The organism is Paenibacillus sp. 2RAB27 (genome assembly GCF_052115445.1).
In the GTDB taxonomy this organism is placed as follows: Bacteria; Bacillota; Bacilli; order Paenibacillales; family NBRC-103111; genus Paenibacillus_E.
This window is the reverse complement of sequence record NZ_JBFRGR010000015.1, coordinates 145261-165362: the sequence shown is the minus strand read 5'-3', so window position 1 is coordinate 165362 and position 20102 is coordinate 145261. Positions and strand designations below refer to the sequence as shown.

At 44.4% G+C, this 20102-nt stretch carries 15 protein-coding genes and 1 pseudogene; 7 read left to right on the top strand and 9 right to left on the bottom strand.

Going from position 1 to position 20102, the window contains the following annotated elements; genetic code table 11:
- Positions 1–193: 193 nt before the first annotated feature.
- Complete coding sequence (locus AB4114_RS20690; protein WP_441990140.1) at positions 194–655, top strand: MarR family winged helix-turn-helix transcriptional regulator; 462 nt, start codon at positions 194–196, stop codon at positions 653–655.
- Entirely contained in the window at positions 648–2120 is a 1473-nt protein-coding gene (locus AB4114_RS20685) for a DHA2 family efflux MFS transporter permease subunit (RefSeq protein ID WP_441990139.1), read from the top strand. The genes AB4114_RS20690 and AB4114_RS20685 overlap by 8 nt, the downstream gene beginning before the upstream one ends.
- Before the next feature lie 61 nt (positions 2121–2181).
- Here the strand turns inward: AB4114_RS20685 and AB4114_RS20680 are convergent, their stop codons facing one another.
- The 4 genes from AB4114_RS20680 to AB4114_RS20665 form a co-directional block, all read right to left on the bottom strand.
- Complete coding sequence (locus tag AB4114_RS20680; RefSeq protein ID WP_441990138.1) at positions 2182–3942, bottom strand: S-layer homology domain-containing protein; 1761 nt, start codon at positions 3940–3942, stop codon at positions 2182–2184.
- A 90-nt stretch (positions 3943–4032) separates the two neighbouring features.
- A complete protein-coding gene (locus AB4114_RS20675) occupies positions 4033–5781 on the bottom strand; it encodes a carboxypeptidase-like regulatory domain-containing protein (protein ID WP_441990137.1) in 1749 nt (582 codons plus the stop codon).
- 228 nt (positions 5782–6009) lie between these two features.
- The gene (locus AB4114_RS20670) at positions 6010–6606 is read right to left on the bottom strand and encodes a response regulator (protein WP_441990136.1); all 597 of its coding nucleotides are present in this window, start codon (positions 6604–6606) and stop codon (positions 6010–6012) included.
- A gap of 15 nt (positions 6607–6621) precedes the next feature.
- Positions 6622–8406 carry a histidine kinase N-terminal 7TM domain-containing protein gene (locus AB4114_RS20665; RefSeq protein ID WP_441990135.1) on the bottom strand — a complete coding sequence of 595 codons (1785 nt, stop codon included), beginning with the start codon at positions 8404–8406 and terminating at the stop codon, positions 6622–6624.
- A 279-nt stretch (positions 8407–8685) separates the two neighbouring features.
- Here AB4114_RS20665 and AB4114_RS20660 point away from each other — a divergent pair, with 279 nt between their 5' ends.
- The 3 genes from AB4114_RS20660 to AB4114_RS20650 are packed head-to-tail and all read left to right on the top strand — an operon-like array spanning position 8686 to position 13012.
- A complete protein-coding gene (locus AB4114_RS20660) occupies positions 8686–10941 on the top strand; it encodes an EAL domain-containing protein (RefSeq protein ID WP_441990134.1) in 2256 nt (751 codons plus the stop codon).
- A gap of 26 nt (positions 10942–10967) precedes the next feature.
- Positions 10968–12596, top strand: a complete 1629-nt coding sequence (locus AB4114_RS20655) for a thiamine pyrophosphate-binding protein (RefSeq protein WP_441990133.1) — start codon at positions 10968–10970, stop codon at positions 12594–12596.
- Between the two features lie 11 nt (positions 12597–12607).
- Positions 12608–13012: a carboxymuconolactone decarboxylase family protein gene (locus tag AB4114_RS20650; RefSeq protein WP_441990132.1), complete on the top strand. Its 405-nt coding sequence runs from the start codon at positions 12608–12610 to the stop codon at positions 13010–13012.
- A 6-nt stretch (positions 13013–13018) separates the two neighbouring features.
- On the opposite strand, the gene AB4114_RS20645 is transcribed toward AB4114_RS20650, so the two are convergent.
- The 5 genes and pseudogenes from AB4114_RS20645 to AB4114_RS20625 all read right to left on the bottom strand — a co-directional run bounded on the left by AB4114_RS20645 (position 13019) and on the right by AB4114_RS20625 (position 17681).
- Positions 13019–13213: a hypothetical protein gene (locus tag AB4114_RS20645; RefSeq protein ID WP_441990155.1), complete on the bottom strand. Its 195-nt coding sequence runs from the start codon at positions 13211–13213 to the stop codon at positions 13019–13021.
- Between the two features lie 302 nt (positions 13214–13515).
- Positions 13516–13766 (bottom strand): annotated as a pseudogene (locus AB4114_RS20640) (ATP-binding cassette domain-containing protein); the annotation flags it as partial.
- Between the two features lie 664 nt (positions 13767–14430).
- The gene (locus tag AB4114_RS20635) at positions 14431–16236 is read right to left on the bottom strand and encodes a carbohydrate-binding domain-containing protein (RefSeq protein WP_441990131.1); all 1806 of its coding nucleotides are present in this window, start codon (positions 16234–16236) and stop codon (positions 14431–14433) included.
- Between the two features lie 30 nt (positions 16237–16266).
- Complete coding sequence (locus AB4114_RS20630; protein WP_441990130.1) at positions 16267–16947, bottom strand: DUF4956 domain-containing protein; 681 nt, start codon at positions 16945–16947, stop codon at positions 16267–16269.
- A complete protein-coding gene (locus AB4114_RS20625) occupies positions 16944–17681 on the bottom strand; it encodes a polyphosphate polymerase domain-containing protein (protein ID WP_171633468.1) in 738 nt (245 codons plus the stop codon). Before AB4114_RS20625 ends, AB4114_RS20630 begins: the two co-directional genes overlap by 4 nt.
- A 224-nt stretch (positions 17682–17905) precedes the next feature.
- On the opposite strand from AB4114_RS20625, the gene AB4114_RS20620 reads away from it, so the two are divergent.
- Positions 17906–18586: a response regulator transcription factor gene (locus tag AB4114_RS20620; RefSeq protein WP_441990129.1), complete on the top strand. Its 681-nt coding sequence runs from the start codon at positions 17906–17908 to the stop codon at positions 18584–18586.
- Complete coding sequence (locus AB4114_RS20615; protein ID WP_441990128.1) at positions 18586–19851, top strand: sensor histidine kinase; 1266 nt, start codon at positions 18586–18588, stop codon at positions 19849–19851. Before AB4114_RS20620 ends, AB4114_RS20615 begins: the two co-directional genes overlap by 1 nt.
- Positions 19852–20102 lie beyond the last annotated feature (251 nt).

Sequence of the window (20102 nt, the reverse complement as noted above, 5' to 3'; positions counted from 1 at the left end):
CCCGTTTCTGAGCGCTCCTGCGCTTTGATATGGGCTTTTTTTCATTCTAGAGGAACTGAATGGTGTTCATCTATCTGCACAAACTAGGACAAACAACCAAATTTATCAGTTTGACAGCACTTTACTAATGCTCCTATAATAGTTCGTATACGAATTATTCGCATGCGAAATTTAATCGAAGGAATGACTCCATATGGACGATCAGCAACAAAAGCGTACACTCGAAATCATTCAATCCGCTCGTGAGGTCAAAAAGGCCTTTCATCACGTGATGAATAAAGCTTCGCAGCATTTAAATGTTACACCGATTCAGTCCTTTGTCTTGCGAAAGCTAGGAGAGAAACCTGGCATCACCTTATCGGAGCTGGCTGAATGCATTCAATTGGGCAAAAGCACGACAAGTGGTATTATCGATCGCATGGTTAGAGATCAGCTCGTATCGCGTGAACAATCAAGCACTGATCGCCGGTCAGTCACCCTTAAGCTGCTAGACAAGGGCGAGTTGTTGCTTCAACGCATGCGAGAAAGTCAAGTGGAACGCTTAGCCCCGCTCCTGCAAATGTCGGATGAAGAAATCGACAGTTTGCTTCGTATTCATCAAAAAATTGTGCGCATTCTGCACCAACAACTGGAGGAAGATTCTACCTATGAGTAATGCTGTCACGAACACCCTACGAAGGGGCCCGATTGTTGCCTCCCTGCTAATCGCGGCTTTTGTTGCCCTATTAGCTCAAACCTTGCTAAATGTTGCTTTGCCGAGCATGATGAAGGATTTAGATGTCAATGAAAACACCATTCAATGGTTGATCAATGGGTATATGCTCGCGAACGGTGTTCTCGTCCCGATCAGTGCCTTTCTAATTTCTCGCTTTACGACGCGAAAGCTATTCTTAGCGGCATCCGGATTTTTCGCACTAGGCACCATCATTTGTGCTTTCTCCCCAGGCTTTAGCCTTTTATTGACTGGGCGTCTCGTTCAGGCGATTGGTGCTGGTATTCTCATGCCGCTGATGACGATCGTGTTCCTAACGATTTTCCCTGTTGCGGAACGTGGAAAAGCCATGGGTCTTATGGGTCTTGCCATGATCTGTGCACCTGCAATTGGACCGACATTGTCCGGTTGGGTCGTTGAGCATCATTCTTGGCGTGTTCTGTTCTATATTATTTTGCCATTATCCTTATTTGCACTGATTTTCGGCGCTTTTTCCATGAAAAATGTGATCAAAACGTCTACACCCAAATTCGATATCCTTGGCGTTATTTTCTCTACTCTTGGCTTCGGTGGTTTGTTGTACGGATTTAGTGATGCTGGATCCGATGGTTGGGGCAGCGCCACTGTTGTTAGTTGCTTAATTATTGGGGCGGTAGCCTTGCTTCTGTTCATATGGCGTGAGCTTACAATAGAGAAACCGCTTCTCGAACTTCGCGTGTTCAAATACAGCATGTTTTCCTTAACTACTGTTATTAATGTCATCATTACGATGGCGATGTTTTCTGCAATGGTCTTGCTGCCAATCTTCTTGCAAAATATCCGTGGATTCTCACCGTTGGATTCTGGACTTCTGCTTCTGCCTGGTGCCATCCTGATGGGTATCATGTCCCCTGTAACGGGTATTATTTTCGACAAAATCGGAGGACGTTGGCTCGCGGTCATCGGACTGACGATTACAACGATTACAACTTACGAATTCAGTCACCTTACTGTTGATTCTACGTATTCCCATCTCATGCTGATCTACACCCTTCGGATGTTCGGGATGTCCATGCTGATGATGCCCATTCAAACAGCGGGCTTGAATCAACTGCCAAGACGTCTGAACGCGCATGGCTCGGCCATGTCCCAGACACTGCGGAATGTCGCCGGTGCGCTGGGGACAGCACTTCTGGTTACAATTATGACGAACACAGCAACTTCCCACGCGAAAGACCTTGTTGTAGCGGGCAAAATCGATCCAAAAGACGCAGCAGCTATGGCCGACGTTACGCATCATGCCACGGTATATGGGATCAATTTCTCCTTTGAAATTGCAACATGGATGACGCTCGCCGCGCTGGTGCTGGCCTTCTTTATTAGAAAGACTACCCCAGCCGAAGAACCTATTGTAGAAAAAGCTGCTTAAGGCTAAAATAGAACGACAAAAAAGGTCATCTGCGAAAGATGACCTTTTTTGCTATGTCTGATTAGTTAATAAAATTTACATATTGCATTAATCGCTTCAACATAACAACAGCTTGAGCTCGACTTGCGTTTGCAGAAGGCACCAAAGTTGTATCCGTCATTCCGGAAATGATTTTTGCTTCAATAGATTGTGCTACGGCCACTTGAGCCCAACTGCTGATGGAGCTTCTATCATCGAAACTTGCCAAAAATTTGCTAGATGTAGTGGGATCAGCGACTTTTTTTCCTGCTGCGCTAATAGCACTTGCGATCATAACCGCCATTTGTTCACGTGTGATCGTGTCGTTCGGTTTGAAGCTGTTATCTTCAAAGCCACTGACTAGCTTAGCTTTTACTGCTGCACCTACGGAGCCAGCAAACCAATCACTAGATATAACATCTGTAAAAGTTGCTGAAGCTGTATCCGAAGTTAATCCTAATGCTCGAACCAACAAAGCTGTAAATTCCGCTCTGGTAATATTATTATCCGGAGCAAAACTAGTATCCGTAGCACCTTTAACGATTAGCTTATTTGCCATCAACTCGATATCGGCTTTAGCCCAATGCTTGCTTACATCATCAAACGATTTAGTAGAAGAAAGTACAGTATAAATACTGTTTCCATTACGCTTAAAGGTGACTTTAGTAGAGCCGTCTGATTGCTTTTCAAACAAGGCAGGCACGAACGAAAACTGCCCTGTTGTCGGATCGTAAAGGACTACCGTTGCATGTGTTTTATCAATAGGATTCGTCAAAACAATAGTTCTATTAACATAAGTTGAACCAAAGTTGTTCAATTCAACTGTTTTTCCATTTCCTTCTGCTGTAATTGAAAATTCAATTGCACTCCCTTGCTGGGAAGAAGAAATACCTTGAGCATCTGTTTTGATCTTTGCATTGATGTCTTTATTAACTGTAGAGATGTGGATTTGAATGTTAATATTCGCACTTGTTGTGCCTAAACTTTGTGCAAGTGCTGCAAAATCAATAATGCTAAGCGGTAATGAATATTCTCCATCATTGGTTTGTAAAGAAATGATAGCATTAGGTGCGGTTTTTGCTGCAGAATCCAACACCGATGCCGAAATATTAAAAACAACCGCTTCGCCAGATGGGTTATCAAAAGTGATATATACGATTGGAGCATCTCCATGGTTATCTTGGGCTGCTGCTTTCTTTAAAGCATCCATTAATGCTGGACCATCTTGTGTAACATTGTTTGTTACATGTCCGTTTGCATCTTTAGTTGGTTTAACTACATTTTTGCTGGTATCTACTTCTACAGGCACAGCATTTGAACCGATTGGGGTTACGGTGTTGCTTTTTGTAGGTGGAGTTATAAATCCTCCGCCCCCTCCGCCTCCTCCTCCACCACCACCGCTAGGAGGTGAGGCAATCGTTGCAGTGATGATCACATTAGTAATGTTAGTTCCTGCATGGAAGGTAATCGCCATTGAAGCAGTAGCACTTCCACCGTTCACTTTAAAAGTAACAGGGTGATCATTGTTTTCCGAATAGGATCCTTGAACTAATAATTGAGGTACTAGTCCAGATCCACCAAAAGTTCCATTGGAATTGATCGAAATCGTTCCAACAGTCTTACCATCTAAAATAGCCTCGATGGAACCGGAAGCAGGCGCACCAGTTGTGGAAATAACTGAACCGGACACAGACATAGGTAAACTAGGTGGAGCACTCTCATCTGCAAAAACTGACGTGGCTGAGAACAAAAACGTTAAACATATCATGAAGACTGCTGAAAATTTCAAAGTCCTTTTTTTCAAGTTAATTCCGCCTTTCAAATAGGTAACATTATTATCAAATGGCATAGATGGAAATAAAAAAAGGGGTACAGCATAATGTACCCCCCTGTATTAGCTTGGTCTATTGTAATAAACCCATGTGTTAAGATCCCAATCATTAAGATCACTAACATTTCCAGTAGAGATTTGTCCGATTAAGTTTGTTGCTGATTTAGCATATACCCAATAACCTAATGTATTAATGACTTGGCCATTATTATTGCTTTTATTATAAACAAATCCTTGACCGTTAGGGCTAATCAGCATTGGAATTATGTCAAGTGAATTTCCAGTTAAGAAATCTCTCGGAGATCCACCAATTTCCAAAAATGATGGTCCTACTAAATTCCATCCAGTTTTAATTGGTAAGACAGACGGTGGTGTGATATCTGAAGTTGCATTGAAGGTCGCATAAACGTCTTCATTAGTAGAAGCTAGAAGATTAATATACAAAGCTGTTTGTGGCTTTGATAAGTATTGTGCTTGATTCGCCGTTGTTAGTGCTACCCATTGGCTAGTTGTATTGTCATATGCGTAAGCTTTATCCAAATAAGCAATATGATCTCCAAGAATAGCTTGCAATGTGGCTGTTTTCAAGGCAAACGGAACTGATAATGTATTCCATCCTGTATATAGATGACGAGTCATCCATTTTTGTACGATAATTTCATTTGAATTATCGCCATATGAACAAGAATTAAATGGTGATGCTTGAGCTGCAGTATATTTGCCGGCGGGAACTTGGTCAAAGGTTAGAGTACCATTTTCATCAGCAGTACCACCGAAATCCCTATTTATGGAGCTATTGTAAATAGTAATGTTAGCATTTGGTAAAGCTCCCGTAATAACTACACCTGTTCCAGTTGAAGATAAGGAAAGAATTGGTGCATGAGGTTCTACGCTGAAGCTATTGGATCTGTCGTATCCACCGTTAATTTCGACTACTCTGTATCTTGCTACAACTGTTGCAGCAGCTGGGAATGTAACAATTCCATTAGCTGGAGCGATTGTGGATAAATAAACATCGGATGTAACCGTAGTATTATTTGTAGAATCGATTGACACGTGATACAATCTCAATTCTGCATTAGGAATAGCCTTACTTACAGTTACATCGCCTTGAGCATTAGTTACGATATCCATCGAAGGAAGGTAATTTGTAGCTAGGTATTTTGCTGAATTTGAATATGAAGTAAGTGCATTGTCGTCTAATGCAGTGAATTCCTGTTTTATAACATACCATATCCCGTTTGAAACACCCGTAAATACTGCTTCACCATTAATATCTGCTATTTGTGTTGGTTGAAGCAGCACTTCACCTAGTTGATATGCTTTTAATAAAGAAACTACTGCACCAGGTGTCAAATTAGTAACGTGAACTGTCCCAAGCGCTGTGGGATCCCAGCTGAAGGTGGATTCTGGGTGTTTAAGACCTAAAGTAATTTCTTCACTGGGTGCACTTTTAACTACTCCAGCGAATTCAGCGACTGTATAAAGACCAGGTGTCACATTTTTAAACTCAACATCCAGTAATGTTTGTCCTGTAGTTATTTGATTATTGACTACGGGATTTGCATTCACTGCAGAACCTGCTTCAACTCCATTAGCATCATATAGAACAACTTTTGATGTATCTGGGTCTAAGTTATATACGTGAATACTACCTGTATTTGAATCAGCATAATAATTAAAATCAGGTTGATACCCACTCACACGCGTAGATCCTCCACCTGCCGCAGATGCCATAGGCGCTACTGCACCGAAAATGACTAATGCTGCTAAAATTGAAGAGATGATAACTTTTTTTAATTTAAATATCATAGTTCTTTTCCTCCTATAAATCTATTTGTAATTCACTTAACGCTAATCTAACAGTGTGTGTTCAACCCTCATTCCTATCGATTTTTGTCATAACTCTATTTCTACTGGCAATTATAGACTTTACACCCATAAATGAGATGTAACTAAAGTTATAGTTATGAAAATAAATGTCGAAAAACCCATACAAATGTCACATATGGGCGCTTTACTTCTATGTAATTAGACCAATTAAGTCAACAGTCTCAGCTCTTTCAATCTAGCAACGGTTTGTACGCGTCGTTTAATGCCTAGCTTGCCATATAAGCGATTGATGTGTCCTTTGACCGTGCCTTCCGTTAGTCCGAACCGTTTGGCAATTTCCATATTGGACAACCCATCTACGATGGCTAATGCAATATCCAGCTCCCGATTCGTCAGTGGATCGATCAGCGTTTCCGATGAGGTAACAATCCTATCTAAGCCCGGAACTATCTCCGCACGAGCCCGCTCCACGGTTTTAACCAATCTTTCCAGGACAACTGGCTTCACGATGTAGTCGAAGGCATATACATCAAAGGCAGATAAGGCGTATTCCTTGTGGGAGGTAATAAAAACGATTTTGGTTTCTCTCCCACTCATCCGCACACGCTCAGCAAACTCCAAGCCATTTTCCCGAGGCATACTAATATCTACGAATACCATATCCACCTCATGAGTGGTCAAGTAATCGTAAGCTTCTTTCGCCACTGAGAAACAACCCATAACTTCGATGTCTGGCATTTTGGCGAGCATCCGCTTCATAATGAGATGCATGGCCTTCTCGTCGTCAATCAGGATGACTTTCATTTCTCCCACCCTCCCCTATGAACTGCTAGCTTTGGTTAACGCATAAGACCCTGTTGGCACGGTGAAATAAAACGTAGTCCCTTGCAACGGTACACTCTTAAACCAGATCTCCCCACCGTTTAAGTGAACGAACTCCTTGCATAGGGTAAGCCCAAGTCCGACACCTCGTTCTCCCGCGGTTCCCGTTGATGAAGCCGGATAGGCCTCTTTCAACAACGTATTTGCCTGATCAGAGGTCATACCTTCCCCTGTATCGCTCACCGAAACAACTACAGCATCAGCTTGATAAGCGACCTGCAACCGGATCGTGCCACCGATTGCCGTAAACTTAATCGCATTTGATAACAGATTACGGATAATAAGATCAAGCATTTCTTTATCTGCGTACACGAACGTATCCATGGGAATCTCATTGATCATCTCTATCTGCTTACTCGCACTGCGGACCTGCATCATACGCAAGTTTGTCTGTACGGTGTAGGCCAAATCTCGTTCAACGGGATTGAAAATCATCCCTCCCCTCTGACTCCGAAACCAATCTAGCAAGCTTTCTACCAGAGTAAACGTATTCTGAATCTGTTGGCTCATTTCACTTACAATCTCTTCATAATCCCCCTCGACATCGTGCAAATCATCTTCCATAATCTCTACCAAATTAATAAGGACAGCCAACGGATCACGAATATCATGTGCAACGACGTTAAACATTTTGTCCTTAAAGGTATTCAGTTCACTTAACTGCCTCGCGTTATCGCGCAGAATCTCTTCTGAGCGCACCATTTCTGTGACATCGCTTAACAGGAGTATTTTACCGGCAGGCTTTTGTGCATGATCATGAATATAGGACATGTGCACATTATAAAAACGCTGATCTGCGGGACCAGAAATTTGGATTTTGCTTTCCAAAGAGGGACCCTGTAAAACCCTTCCCAGCAATACCGGATATTGAGCAAAAACCTGACCAGCCGGCTGCCCAATCCAATTCGGATCAATGCCTGCAATAACACGCTTAGCTGACTGGTTAAAACTTGTCAGGATGTTATCCAAATCAAACACCATAACCGCATCCTGCATGGAGGCGAACACCTTCTGCAGGGCCAAGGGCGCTAATCGCAGCATATTGAATTGGTAAATTCCCCATAAATAGAAGATCCCTGAGAATAAAAAACCGAATGGGGAAATATCGATTGGCAGGTAGAAGAAACCGCTTAAATAAATCAATGTAAAGCCGAAAGGGCCCCATGAACCAATAATCATAAACGCGATTTGTTTCTTCATTCGGGGTGTTGCTCTACGGAACATTTGGATCAACATGCCCATACCGACTACAAAAAATGAATACGAGTAAGCAACATGCAACTTGTATAGAGGTCCTTTTTCCATGATAGCGAGAGGGAAGCCTTCGGAGTAATCTATTCTCATACTTGAATAAAATAAATGATGCCATTCATTCGTATTATGGGAAATAAATGTGATCATCGGTACAATCATGAGGAGTGCAACAATCCATTTGCTAACAAATTTTTGTCGACCTGTATACTGTAAAACGAGTACGAACCACAGGATGGTGCCAAATGGAATTCCGATATATTCGATGCGCAACCAGAACTGTATTTGCTCTATCGAAGTACTAACAACCTCAAAAGCATAGCCGAAGGTGTAAAATGCGCCTGTTAACACACCTAAACCATAGGTGATGGCAATGGGAAGCTCTCTTCTTTTCCAACAAAGGTAGGCAATGACTAGTGAACAACAGGTTGCAGCAATCAATAGGACGGATAAATACGCATTATAACTCATTGCTCTAGCCCCCATGCAGGTATCATCTTTCATTCCGTATGTACTATGTTATCAAATCTAACGCGTAATTTGTTGAATTTTGACGAAAAATATAAAATATTTATCTAAGCGTTTACAATTTTCATATAATCATTCACCTTCCATAGATAAATGTAATTTTATCTTTAAACTATGTTAGACATTTATCGACAAAGCATTAGGGATCGTTTACAATATTTATGAAACTTACTAAATACTTATGCAATACTGAGGTAATTCGGTAAATAGGGGGGCTTAATCGTGATAACAGCAAATAAACCTGCATTTATACAAGAGTCCAAGCTGTTTTGTGAACACATAGGCATGAATCCTAAAGAGATTCCTTTCCCCCAGAAGGTTCTATCACCCGATGAATTGAGGAATAAAAGGGAAGAGTACGAAGAGATTTTATCAGTCGTAAGTTTCTTTGGAGAAAAAATTCTTCATCATCTTAAAGGAACTCCACTTCTACTATCTGTTTCCAATGATACAGGTTTCATCCTTCATATGATGGGTGATGAAACGATAAAAAAAACCATCAACCAACTAGGAATTAGTTCAGGTGTGCAGTTTACTGAAACTAGCATGGGAACTAATGTTGTTAATATGGCTTTAAAATATAACCAGTCCCCCATCCAACTTATTGGTGATGATCATTATCACGAATACTTGCACGAAAGCGCTTGCTATGCTGTTGCATTCCATTACACAGACGTCAATGATCTTCTCGGAAGCTTAGTCATCATGACGGCTAAAGAGTTCCAGAATCCCATGCTACTAACAATGCTAGCAACTACAGTAGACTCAATTGAAAGAGAGCTCCTATTACGCAAGCAGAATAGAAAACTAAATATTTTGAACCAAATTATTATGGACAATACCCGTAATGGAATTATTCTGACGAATCGGGATGGAGAAATTACTACCTTCAACCAATACGCCGAATTATTTACTGGGAAATCTAAAGAAGACATGTTAGGTACAAAAGTTCAACGACTAGCCTCCATGGGAGAATATATATACGAAGTTATTCAAAATGGAAAAACATTTGAAGACGTTCAAATGACTTTTGAGCAAAGTTCTACAGAAGATCGGTTAGTTTGCCTATTCGATGCTTATCCGCTATATGATGAGAAAAAGCAGTTACTAGGCGCTTTTGGACAGTTTAGAAGTATTACTGAACGGGTACGAGCTGAAGAGCGATATAATTATTTGGCTAATCACGATGATTTAACCAAGCTCCCCAATCGTCGATATTATATGGAGAGAGTTACCCAATTAATTCAACAGACGCAAGCTCCAGACCATCAAGTTGCCATCGTCTGTTTAGATTTAGACCGCTTCAAGATTATTAATGATACGTTAGGCCACTCTAGCGGTGACTTAATCCTCATTATGGTTGCTTCACGGATTCAAGATATCCTGGAGCCTGGTGAGTTTGTAGCTAGAATGGGTGGAGATGAATTTATGTTCGTCTTCTCTCACATAACACGTGAGGAACAAGTTTTAGATCGGGTAAAAGCCATCCTTCATATTTTCAATATGCCCTTCAATTTAAATGGGTACGAATTTCATTTAACAGCAAGTGCGGGTATCTCTATCTATCCGAAAGATGGAGATAACCTTGAGAACTTAATGATTACAGCAGATACGGCCATGTACAGTGCAAAGAATCGCGGCTTAAACATGTATGCCTTGTATTCGCCTGATATGAACATATCGACACGCGAGAAAATGGCTTTGGAAAGTTCACTGCGGAAAGCTATTGAGAATAACGAATTCCGATTGTACTATCAGCCTCAAGTGGATATTAGAAGCGGTGAAATAAAAGGTGTAGAGGCGTTAGTCCGTTGGCAGCATCCTACTAAGGGGTTAATACCACCCAACGATTTTATCCCAATTGCCGAAGAAACTGGCTTGATCACTCAGATCGACAGGTGGGTTTTACGAACCGCATGCATGCAGAACAAGAAATGGCAAGATCAGGGCCTCCCTCCATTTCGAGTCTCTGTAAATTTATCATCACAGGAATTCCTGGATGATGCTCTTGTCGATGTGGTAAAAACCGTGTTGGATGAGACGGGTCTAGAACCTAAATACTTGGACCTTGAAATTACTGAAACGATGACGATGAACGTAAACCATGCTATCCCCATGCTTCGTAACTTGCATTCCCTAGGCATTCAAATAAGCATGGACGATTTCGGGACTGGCTATAGTTCTCTAAATTATTTGAAAAACTTTTCAATCGATCGATTAAAAATAGACCAAAGTTTTGTTAGAGATATTGGCAATGGTTCCAATGGGACTAACATTGTAAGTATTATAATTGCGATAGCACACAGTATGAATCTAGAAGTCGTTGCTGAAGGTGTAGAAGAGAAAGAACAGCTTCGCTTCCTGCAAATTCAAAAATGCGATGAKGTTCAAGGCTACTACTTTAGTCCCCCACTTCCGGGAGAAGAATTCGAAAAATCATTTCTGGATCTTATTTCTAGAATGAAAAAGTTGTACTGATAAACATTTAGGGGGATCAAGACCTTATGCCATCTGTAAGCAGTGTTCTAGTTAAGCACTTGTCAAAATGGGGAGTTACCCATGTGTTCGGAATACCTGGTAAGCCTGTAACACCACTTGTGTTAGAGATGGACAATGTGGGTATCTCGTTTGTGCTGAGCAAGCATGAAGAAGGGGCTGGCCTTGCGGCAGCAGGCTATGCTCTAGCACGGAATACCCTAGGTGTTGCACTTAGCACAGCCGGCCCTGGTGGAATAAACATGCTGACAGCGGCAGGTCAAGCGCTTTATACCAATGTTCCCGTGTTGTTCCTGACGGGCTCTCCGCCAATCCAAGACATCGGAAAAGTGCTTGGTCAAGACAGTACAATGTTCGGCACGGATCTCGTGAAAATGTTCGAATCTGTAACGAAATTCAGTGCACGAGTAGAACGTGGAGAGATGCTTAGAAGTTACTTAGCGCACGCTATGGAGCATGCATTCACTGGTGTCAAAGGCCCGGTTCATCTAAACATCCCTGCCGACGTCTTATTAGAACAAATAGATGACTTTGAATTAACGCTCCCAGATGCTTATCCGACAACCATAGCTTCTAATTTAGATCATGTTGCCACACTTCTAGCCGAGGCCAAACGCCCTTTATTATTCATCGGAGGGGCGCTTCACGCCTTAGACGCGTACAAAGAAATTGAAGCCTTTGCACAGAAGTGGGCCCTTCCAGTAACGACAACACCAGGGGGCAAAGGTGTCTTTCTGTCTAATCACCCTTTACATCTAGGACCATACGGCCTCGGTGGGAATGACCTTTCTGAAGCCTATCTCCGTGAGGGAGTCGATCTATTGATTGTGGTAGGGAGTCAACTAAGTGATCTGGAGATTCCTGGGTTTGCTCCTTCGATCTATCCTAAGCATATTATCCACTTTGATCACGAGCCCCGTTTTATAGGGAAAGCTGTATCCGTGGCTACTACTCCTGTACTCGGAAACATTCGTAGTAATCTACGAGCGTTGCTATCATTCGCCGATATTACAGTTGCACCAAGGCGTATGCCCGATACTTTTGACATAGAAGATAGCCCCGTATCCGTATCAGGTGAGCTGCTGCGTGGTAAACAAGTTATGGAGATACTTCGTGAAGAATTACCTGAGGATACATTGGTTTATGGGGATGCTGGCAGCCATTCTTTTTATGCTATCAAATATTTTGATATTAAGGTGCCTGGTACTTTTTACTTTGAGGAAGTATACGCCACTATGGGGCGTGCCATTGGCTATGCAGTTGGGGCCAAATTCGGGGCTCCGCATCGGACAGTCGCTTGTTTGACAGGCGATGGCTGCATGTTTATGAATGGGACTGAGGTTTCCACATCGGTCAACCACGACGCTCCTGTGCTCTTTCTGATCGCGAACAATCAATGCATCGACATGGTAGATAAAGGGATGGAACGACATTTAGGTCGAGCGGTGGGGACTACTTACAAGGCGCCGCTAGATGGGGCCAAATTTGGTGAGGCTCTTGGTGCACGAGGTTACCGTTGTACAACAGCTGAGGAGCTGAGACACGCCATTCAAGACGCAATTAGAAGCAATCAAACGAGCGTAATTGATATTATCATGGATCCTAAAGAAATTCCTCCAACGATGAAGAGGGGATAGAGAGGTTTTTAATGAAGGCGAATAAAACGAATCAAGAACGTTATGAAGCTGGTATCGATACACTACAGACGATGGTTGGCGACCATGGGGTCAGTATGATTAAACAAATCGGAGAGTTTTTCCCTGACTTCGGCCATACATTAGTAGCTTTTGGTTTTGGTGACCTCTACTCCAGAGATATCCTCGACTTAAAACAACGAGAAATGATTACAATTACATCTCTAATTACACAAGGAGCTACGGAGCAGTTGCCTTTTCATCTCCATGCAGGTCTTAATGTTGGTCTAAAACCCGAGGAAATCCTGGAAATCATCCTGCATTGCGGTGGTTACGCAGGATTCCCTAAGGCATGTGGTGCTCTTGATGTAGCACGTAAGGTTTTTATGGAACGCGGGATAGAACATACTAATAAATAAGTAATCCTAAGAGGCCACATCTCTCTTCGTGAATACCAGCCAAGCTACTAAATTAAAAATGAAAAAGTAAATGCCTAATACGATAATCGAGAATTGAAGTGTCATTCCGGTCTGATACGGGCGACCGCTCAAATACTGGGACAGATCAATATTAGCGAATAACAAGTATTTACTCCATTCGTAAGGCTGCAAGAGCTCCATGAAGATCGCTCCCGCAAATAGCGCAAAGATGGAGAAATTCGCCAGCCAAGCTGTCCCCCGCAACGATCACAAGTGAACAAGGTGATCAAGATAATCAACTGTGCCGAACCGTTAATTCCGCTCCACATGGTCCCCTCTTCCGGGTGGATATCATGATCGAGATGGTAGTCGTAACTAGCGATCTGCTTTTCGATGCTTGCCTTGCTCTCAGCACTCCGTTTCGGCTCCTTCAGCGCGTCTGTGAGCTCCTGCTTCTGTTCGATCACGTGATCCCGCCACGCATCGGTCTCTCCCGATTTGTCTATCCCTTCGGAACGTGTCAGATAACGGAGGTAATCACGCAGCTCACGTATCCCTGCAGGGTCTAGGCCATTCGTCCGGCTCGTCCAGAATGAGCAGTGACAGCCTATGCAGCAGTGCCTGAGCGACACCCAGTCGCTGGCGCATGCCCCAGCGAGTAATTCTTCACCTTGTCATGAATTCGTGTCTCCAACTGCACCAGCTTGATCACTTCGTCATTTCGTTCCTTCGTAACCCCAGGTATCATGCGTGCCTCTCCACTTCTTCTCCCTTCACTTCTTCTCTTCCCTCTCTCAAAAATGCAAAAGTACAACCTTTTCTACTAATTTATGGTGGAAATTAGTAAATGCGTGCAAATAGGCAACCTTTTTAACGTATTTCAGGATAATCTCCTGAAATCACTCCAAATTGATGCCTATTCGCATCAATTTCTTATAACAGAGGATAAACCCAATCGAAAGGTGCTTTTTTGCATTTTTGACGGGGGAGGGGGCTTGGGGGCTTGGGGGCTTGGGGGCTTGGGGACTTGAAAGTCATCAGAAAATCAACAACCTTGCTCCATCGGGCACTACATTTATCGCCTCCACTCCCTTGCTACTCATTGCTCCACATACTACTTCACATTACTCCACTTCACATTACTCCAAACTCCCCTACTACTTCACATTACGCCACTTTTCCCACATTCTTCTCTTTATCCTCGCTACTTCTAACTACTCATATTGGGGAGTCGGCGGAGAKGGTGCCTCAAGAAGAGCCCAAACATGCAAAATGAACGCTGCTTAATCCTCTTAGAATGAGTTCGTTTATAGGAAAATATAGCTACCTCCTGTGAAACAATTAAACTGACAAAAAGCTGTCCTCACATAGATGATCTACGTGAGGATAGCCTCATAAACATGCCTATTCGTTCGAATTTACTGTGCCGCTCGTTGTGGACGCTGTCCCCCACCTTGGGGAGGCATGCCACCGCCACCTCCGCCTTGTCTGCCGCCACCAGGGCCACCCATCATCCCGCTTCTAGCTTCGGTTACGCCCGTTTCGGACAACCAAGTGATCATTGTCGCTGTTTTGAAGTCGACAACTTTCGTCCCACCCTGGTACGTGCCACCTTCAAACAGGCCTTTCGTAGCGGTGCCCGTTGAAGATCCGCCCGAGCTAAGCGTGTACGAATTATCTTGCTTCAAGTTTGGTGAGCTGACGAACACCGACTGATAGTTCTTCGCTGGCGCAAAAGTGATAATGGTGTTACCTGCGCTATCTTCGAGATGAACCAGCACACCCGCTTGCTGGGTCTTGGTGTACGTCATCAGGACGCCGGCTTGCGTTGACTTGTCGGACGTAGCTTGCACCATGCCCGAGCTTCCCGCAGCAACAAGGAAGCCGCCGGTCATGACGAACGTGCCGTCATAGTCGAGGGAGCCGTTGTTGTTCTCGATCGGCCCGTTGACCACGACCGTACCGCCGCTCATCGTGATGGAGCCGTTCGAGTCCAACCCGTCGCCTTTCGAGTCGACGGATAAGAAGCCGCCGGTAATCGTCAGCATGTTGCTCGAATTCGCGCCGGACGCGCCTGGTGCGCCTCCTGGGGCCCTGCCAGCTCCGCTAGTCGCCGCTCCCGGAGCGCCACCGCCACCCTCGGCGGACTCAGCGTTGCCGCTCGAGATGTTCACACCGTCGTCCGTAGATACGACATTGGTTTTACCACCCGAGATCAGAACCGCGGGCGCCTCGATCCCTTCATTGCTTTGCGTGATATCGATCGTACCACCTGCGATAGCAAGAGATACTTCGGCGTGAATGCCATCGTCGCCAGCATTAATGTGAAGATCTCCACCACTCACATCAAGGCCACCGCTGCTGTGCAGCGCATCCTCGCCGGATTTGATCGTGAATGTTCCACCAGCAAGGCTGATGTAACCCTCCGATCCCTCTTTATCGTTCGTTGTTTTGATGCCATGTCCACCCGCATCGATGGTCAATGTACCGGCTTGGACAGCGACCAAGTCGCGACCCATCACGCCATCATCAGCAGCTTTAACATCCAGTGTGCCTGCTGTGATTTTCAGCTTATCCTTGCTGGTAATCCCGTTGTTGTAGTTCCCTTTCACGACAAGTTTCCCTGTGCCATTAATCGTCAGATCGTCTTTGCTGAAGATCGCCGAATTAGGCTCGTCGGTTGTTGCATCCGGATACACATACTTCGTTCCATCTGTAACGAAGTTCTCGGTTCCTTCTTGTAAGGAGATGATTGCCTTGCCCGCTTCTTCGACGAAGATCGCAGAAGACGTGCTGTTTGAAATCTCCACTCCGTTCAGAACTAAACGAACGACGCCCTTATCCTTCACATTGACCGTTATTTGACCATCTGTCAATTTACCGCTCACGACATACGTGCCAGCCTTCGTAATCGCAATCTTACTGCCCTTCGCCGCTGCGCCCTCACCCTCGATTGTTGCACTCGTACCCGTTAACGAGATCTTCGTCGGGTTCGCAGAAGTCCAATCTGTGTAGGCATCATCCGCCGCATACTCCACCTTCTGGATGACATCCGTGGTCACTGCTTTTCCACTTGCAGCAACCGCAGTCGTTCCCGTCGTTGTTGCAGTTGATGCAGCCTCCGGTGTCGTCGAAGCGATGTCAGTCGTTTCATTGCATGCTGCTAACACAACAACGCATAATAATAGGACACCTGCGCCTTTCATTTTCAACGGTTTTTTCATAGAAATCTTCCTCTCTGTTTGTAAAATGATTTAAAATTCAGCCGCTGTAGGGCTCATCGTCAATGTGATATCTAAATTTCCATTTCTGCATCTAATGGCGTCTAGGAATTCTTTCTGACTCGTCAAATGATCAATCGTCACTACGTAAACTAGCTCATATAAGCTGCCTAACTCGGTTGTGCGTACCTTTTTCAACTCATAGGCAATGTCGAACATCTTGAACACTTCATCAAACGCTTCTTCATATCCCAGACTCTCGGGAATCGTCACTTTCAATAACTTCTGAGCTGCCTTCTTAGCGCCAAAATTGGTAACTTTCAAGACGAACATCAAGACACAAAGTACAAGTGTGAAAAGTACCGCATAACCAAACGAACCAACCCCACAGGCAAGACCTGCCGCCATGGTGAACAAGACGAAAGCAATATCCTTCGGATCTCCAGGAGCGCTTCGGAATCGAATGATGGAGAATGCCCCTGCAAGACTGAACGCTCTAGCGATGTTGCTCCCGATTAATAGAATAATAATGGCTACGATGACGGGCAGAACAATCATGGTTAACGTGAAGCTTTGTGTATAGTTGGTTTGTGTTTTCATGTACGTTAAGCTAATCATGGCGCCCAGAACGATCGCTGTAATTATGGTTAATAAAGCATTCATGAGCGTTAATTCTGTACCTGCTGTGACTTGTGCAAAAATCGAATCGATCATAATTGAATCCTCTCCCCCGTTAGTTGTTCATGTCGCTTTTTCTTATATTCGTTGCCGTACTTCGAGAAGCTTGTTCGAAACATGTCATGTTCCGATAGCATCTTCGACAACCAGAGGGGAATCGTTTTCTCCGCCTTCACTTCCATAAGCCATTGCCCGCGGCCCATTAACTGCTCCCCATGATCACCACTTTCGAGCTTAAGATCATACCGTCTAGAACGGATATTCGTGTCAAAGGTGATCCGCAAATCTCGGTTATTTTTGCAAAACATCGCAATCCGGTCATACGCCAGATATACCTTCGGCTCCAGATCATATCGGCCTAAGAAATATTTAATCTCTTGGATCACTTGCTTGTTCATATATGGCTGCAGTTCAGGCTCCACCTTGGTTCGTACAAAGTCATACGACTCATTCAGCTTCAGCGCTGTTCTTCTTTTATTCACCAGGCCGAACACCTTCTTCTTCAGCTCTAGATACACCTTCGCATCTGCGTTTGGCACCCCGTAAGCTCTTATTCGCAGCTTCTCTCGGTATTTCGGCTTCGCCAATGAGTTTCGAATTAATGAATCATGCTCGGTATCGAAGTAGATGTTACTGATCGAATAGAATTGTTCATTCTTGTTGTAGGCGTCCATTTCCATATATTCGAGCAGTCGATTATAGATCGTGTAAAAGGCTTTCGTATCCATCAGATACTTATTTTCATACCGATTAAATACTTCAATCGCCATTGTGATGCGCCTCCTTCTTGTTCATATTGCTGCGTGTTGTTCGCTGCTTCATGACTGTATCTTAGCCCCCGAACCTTTAGTGAAACTTAAATGCGAAGAGAAATATGTTTTTTTCGTAAATCCGCACATGGAGTGCTACTATTAAGGTTGATTAAAGGTTCACAGGCCTATAATGAAGCCATGCCAGTGGAAAGCACCTTGAGGCACTAAGGGGGAAACGACCCATGAGAATTCTAATCGTGGAAGATGAAGTACATTTAGCTGAAGCTTTAACTCAAATTTTGAAAAAACACCATTACTCCGTTGACGCTGTTCACGATGGACAGTCCGGGCTGGATAATGCTTTAAGCGGTATATATGATCTTCTATTGCTCGATATTATGCTGCCTGAGATGGACGGGATCACGATCCTTAAGACACTGCGTGCCAAAGGGATTTCAACACCTGTCATTCTACTTACGGCCAAGGGAGAAATTTCGGATAAAATAGCGGGATTGGATTACGGCGCCGATGATTATGTGGCCAAACCGTTCTCAACGGAGGAGCTGTTAGCTCGGATACGCGCGGCGTTAAGACGCAAAGGCGAGGTCGTGCCGGAGGATGCTTTGAAGTTCGGAGACATCGAATTGCATACCGGAAACCTCAAGCTGACTTGCAAGGGGAAGGAATTGAAGCTGATTTTAAAAGAAAGCGAGCTCCTGGAGCTGTTAATGACGAGAAAGCAGGCCGTAACATCGAAGGAACAGATCATCGAGAAGCTATGGGGCTTCGATTCGGAGGTGGAGCATAACAACGTGGAAGTTTATATCTCTTTTTTACGCAAAAAACTAACTTTCCTGCACGCGGCTGTCCGTATCTCGACCCTTAGAGGCGTTGGATACGTGCTGGAGGAGGTGAGTTCCTGATGTTTAACAAGCTTCGCAATCGATTTCTTATCGTGAATCTCGTCATCATATCCTGCATCATGCTCATATCTTTCGCTACGATTTATTTCATCACCTATCAGAACGTGCGAGCCGACATCGATATGGAGCTGCATGGTGTAGCCAATTTCAATCTCAAGCCTGACGGAAAAAAGGGAAATATGAAGCCTGGACCTGATGGCGGGCATCACCCGCAAGAACCTCAGGGGTACAATGATTCACCACCCGAGCGATCGGTTTCCTTCATGCTGCAAGCCGATGCCCAGTGGAACCTTACAGCGACGAACTCCCGTTTTGACATGGATACGGCGTTCTATGAAACGGCCATTAAGGAAGCCTCCTTGGGCAAATCGGATATCGGCCAGTTCTCGCTAGATGGCAATCAATGGGCGTATATGGTGCAAAAGAATGACACCGGGTATAGTGTCATTTATCTCGACGTTACGGCTCAGAAGACCATTCTGACGAATCTCGTCTATACCTTCACACTCGTCGGATTGGTGATGCTGATTGTCATCTTCTTTACGAGCCGCTATTTTGCGAATCGTTCCATAGCGCCAGTTCGTGAAGCCTTCCAGAAACAGAAACAATTCATCGCGGATGCTTCTCACGAGTTGAAAACGCCGTTAGCCGTCATCAATACCAATGCGGATGTGCTTTTGGGCAACAGTGATGAAACGATTGAGAGTCAGTCAAAGTGGCTGCATCGCATCAAATCTGAGACGGAACGCATGAAGACGCTCACCAACGATCTCCTCTATCTCACGGAAATGGATGATACCAGAGCGGGAATCTTGTACAGCGAATTCAACGTAAGTGAATCTGTGGAAAGTGTCCTTCTCACGATGGAAGCCGTCGTATTCGAGAAGGATATTACGCTGGACTACGAGATTCAGCCCGACTTAACCTTGCACGGCAACAGCGAGCAAATCAAACAAGTCGTCATGATTCTTATGGACAATGCGATCAAATATACGCCGCCGAAGGGCGCCATTTCGCTCACCTTCAAGAAGCATCATAACGATACGCTTCTCACCGTGACCAATACGGGCGAAGGCATCTCGCCTGAGCATGTGGAGCGGATCTTCGACCGCTTCTACCGTGCGGATCCCTCACGTTCACGCAAGCACGGCGGCTATGGACTTGGATTAGCCATAGCCAAGTCGATTGTTGAGCAACATAAAGGCAAAATTCATGCCAAAAGCGAGCTGCAGGAGACAACGTCGTTCTATGTGCAGCTCCCTTGATAGATTATTATTTGGGAGCTAAGCGGCTTATCAAGCGTTTAGCTCTTTTTCGTTTACTAGCACACTCTGTGAGAGTAGTTCGGCAATTCCGGGTGCGCTATTCCTGCCTCCACCTGCCGCAGCCCTAGCGCGCGGAGCTGTAAGACCCAAAAAAGGCCTTACCCTGCGGTTATTTAGCCCTAAGCACTACAATAGCGCCGTTTTTGGGCGCTATCCCTCCCTCAACCCCGCCGCAGCCCTAGCGCGCGGAG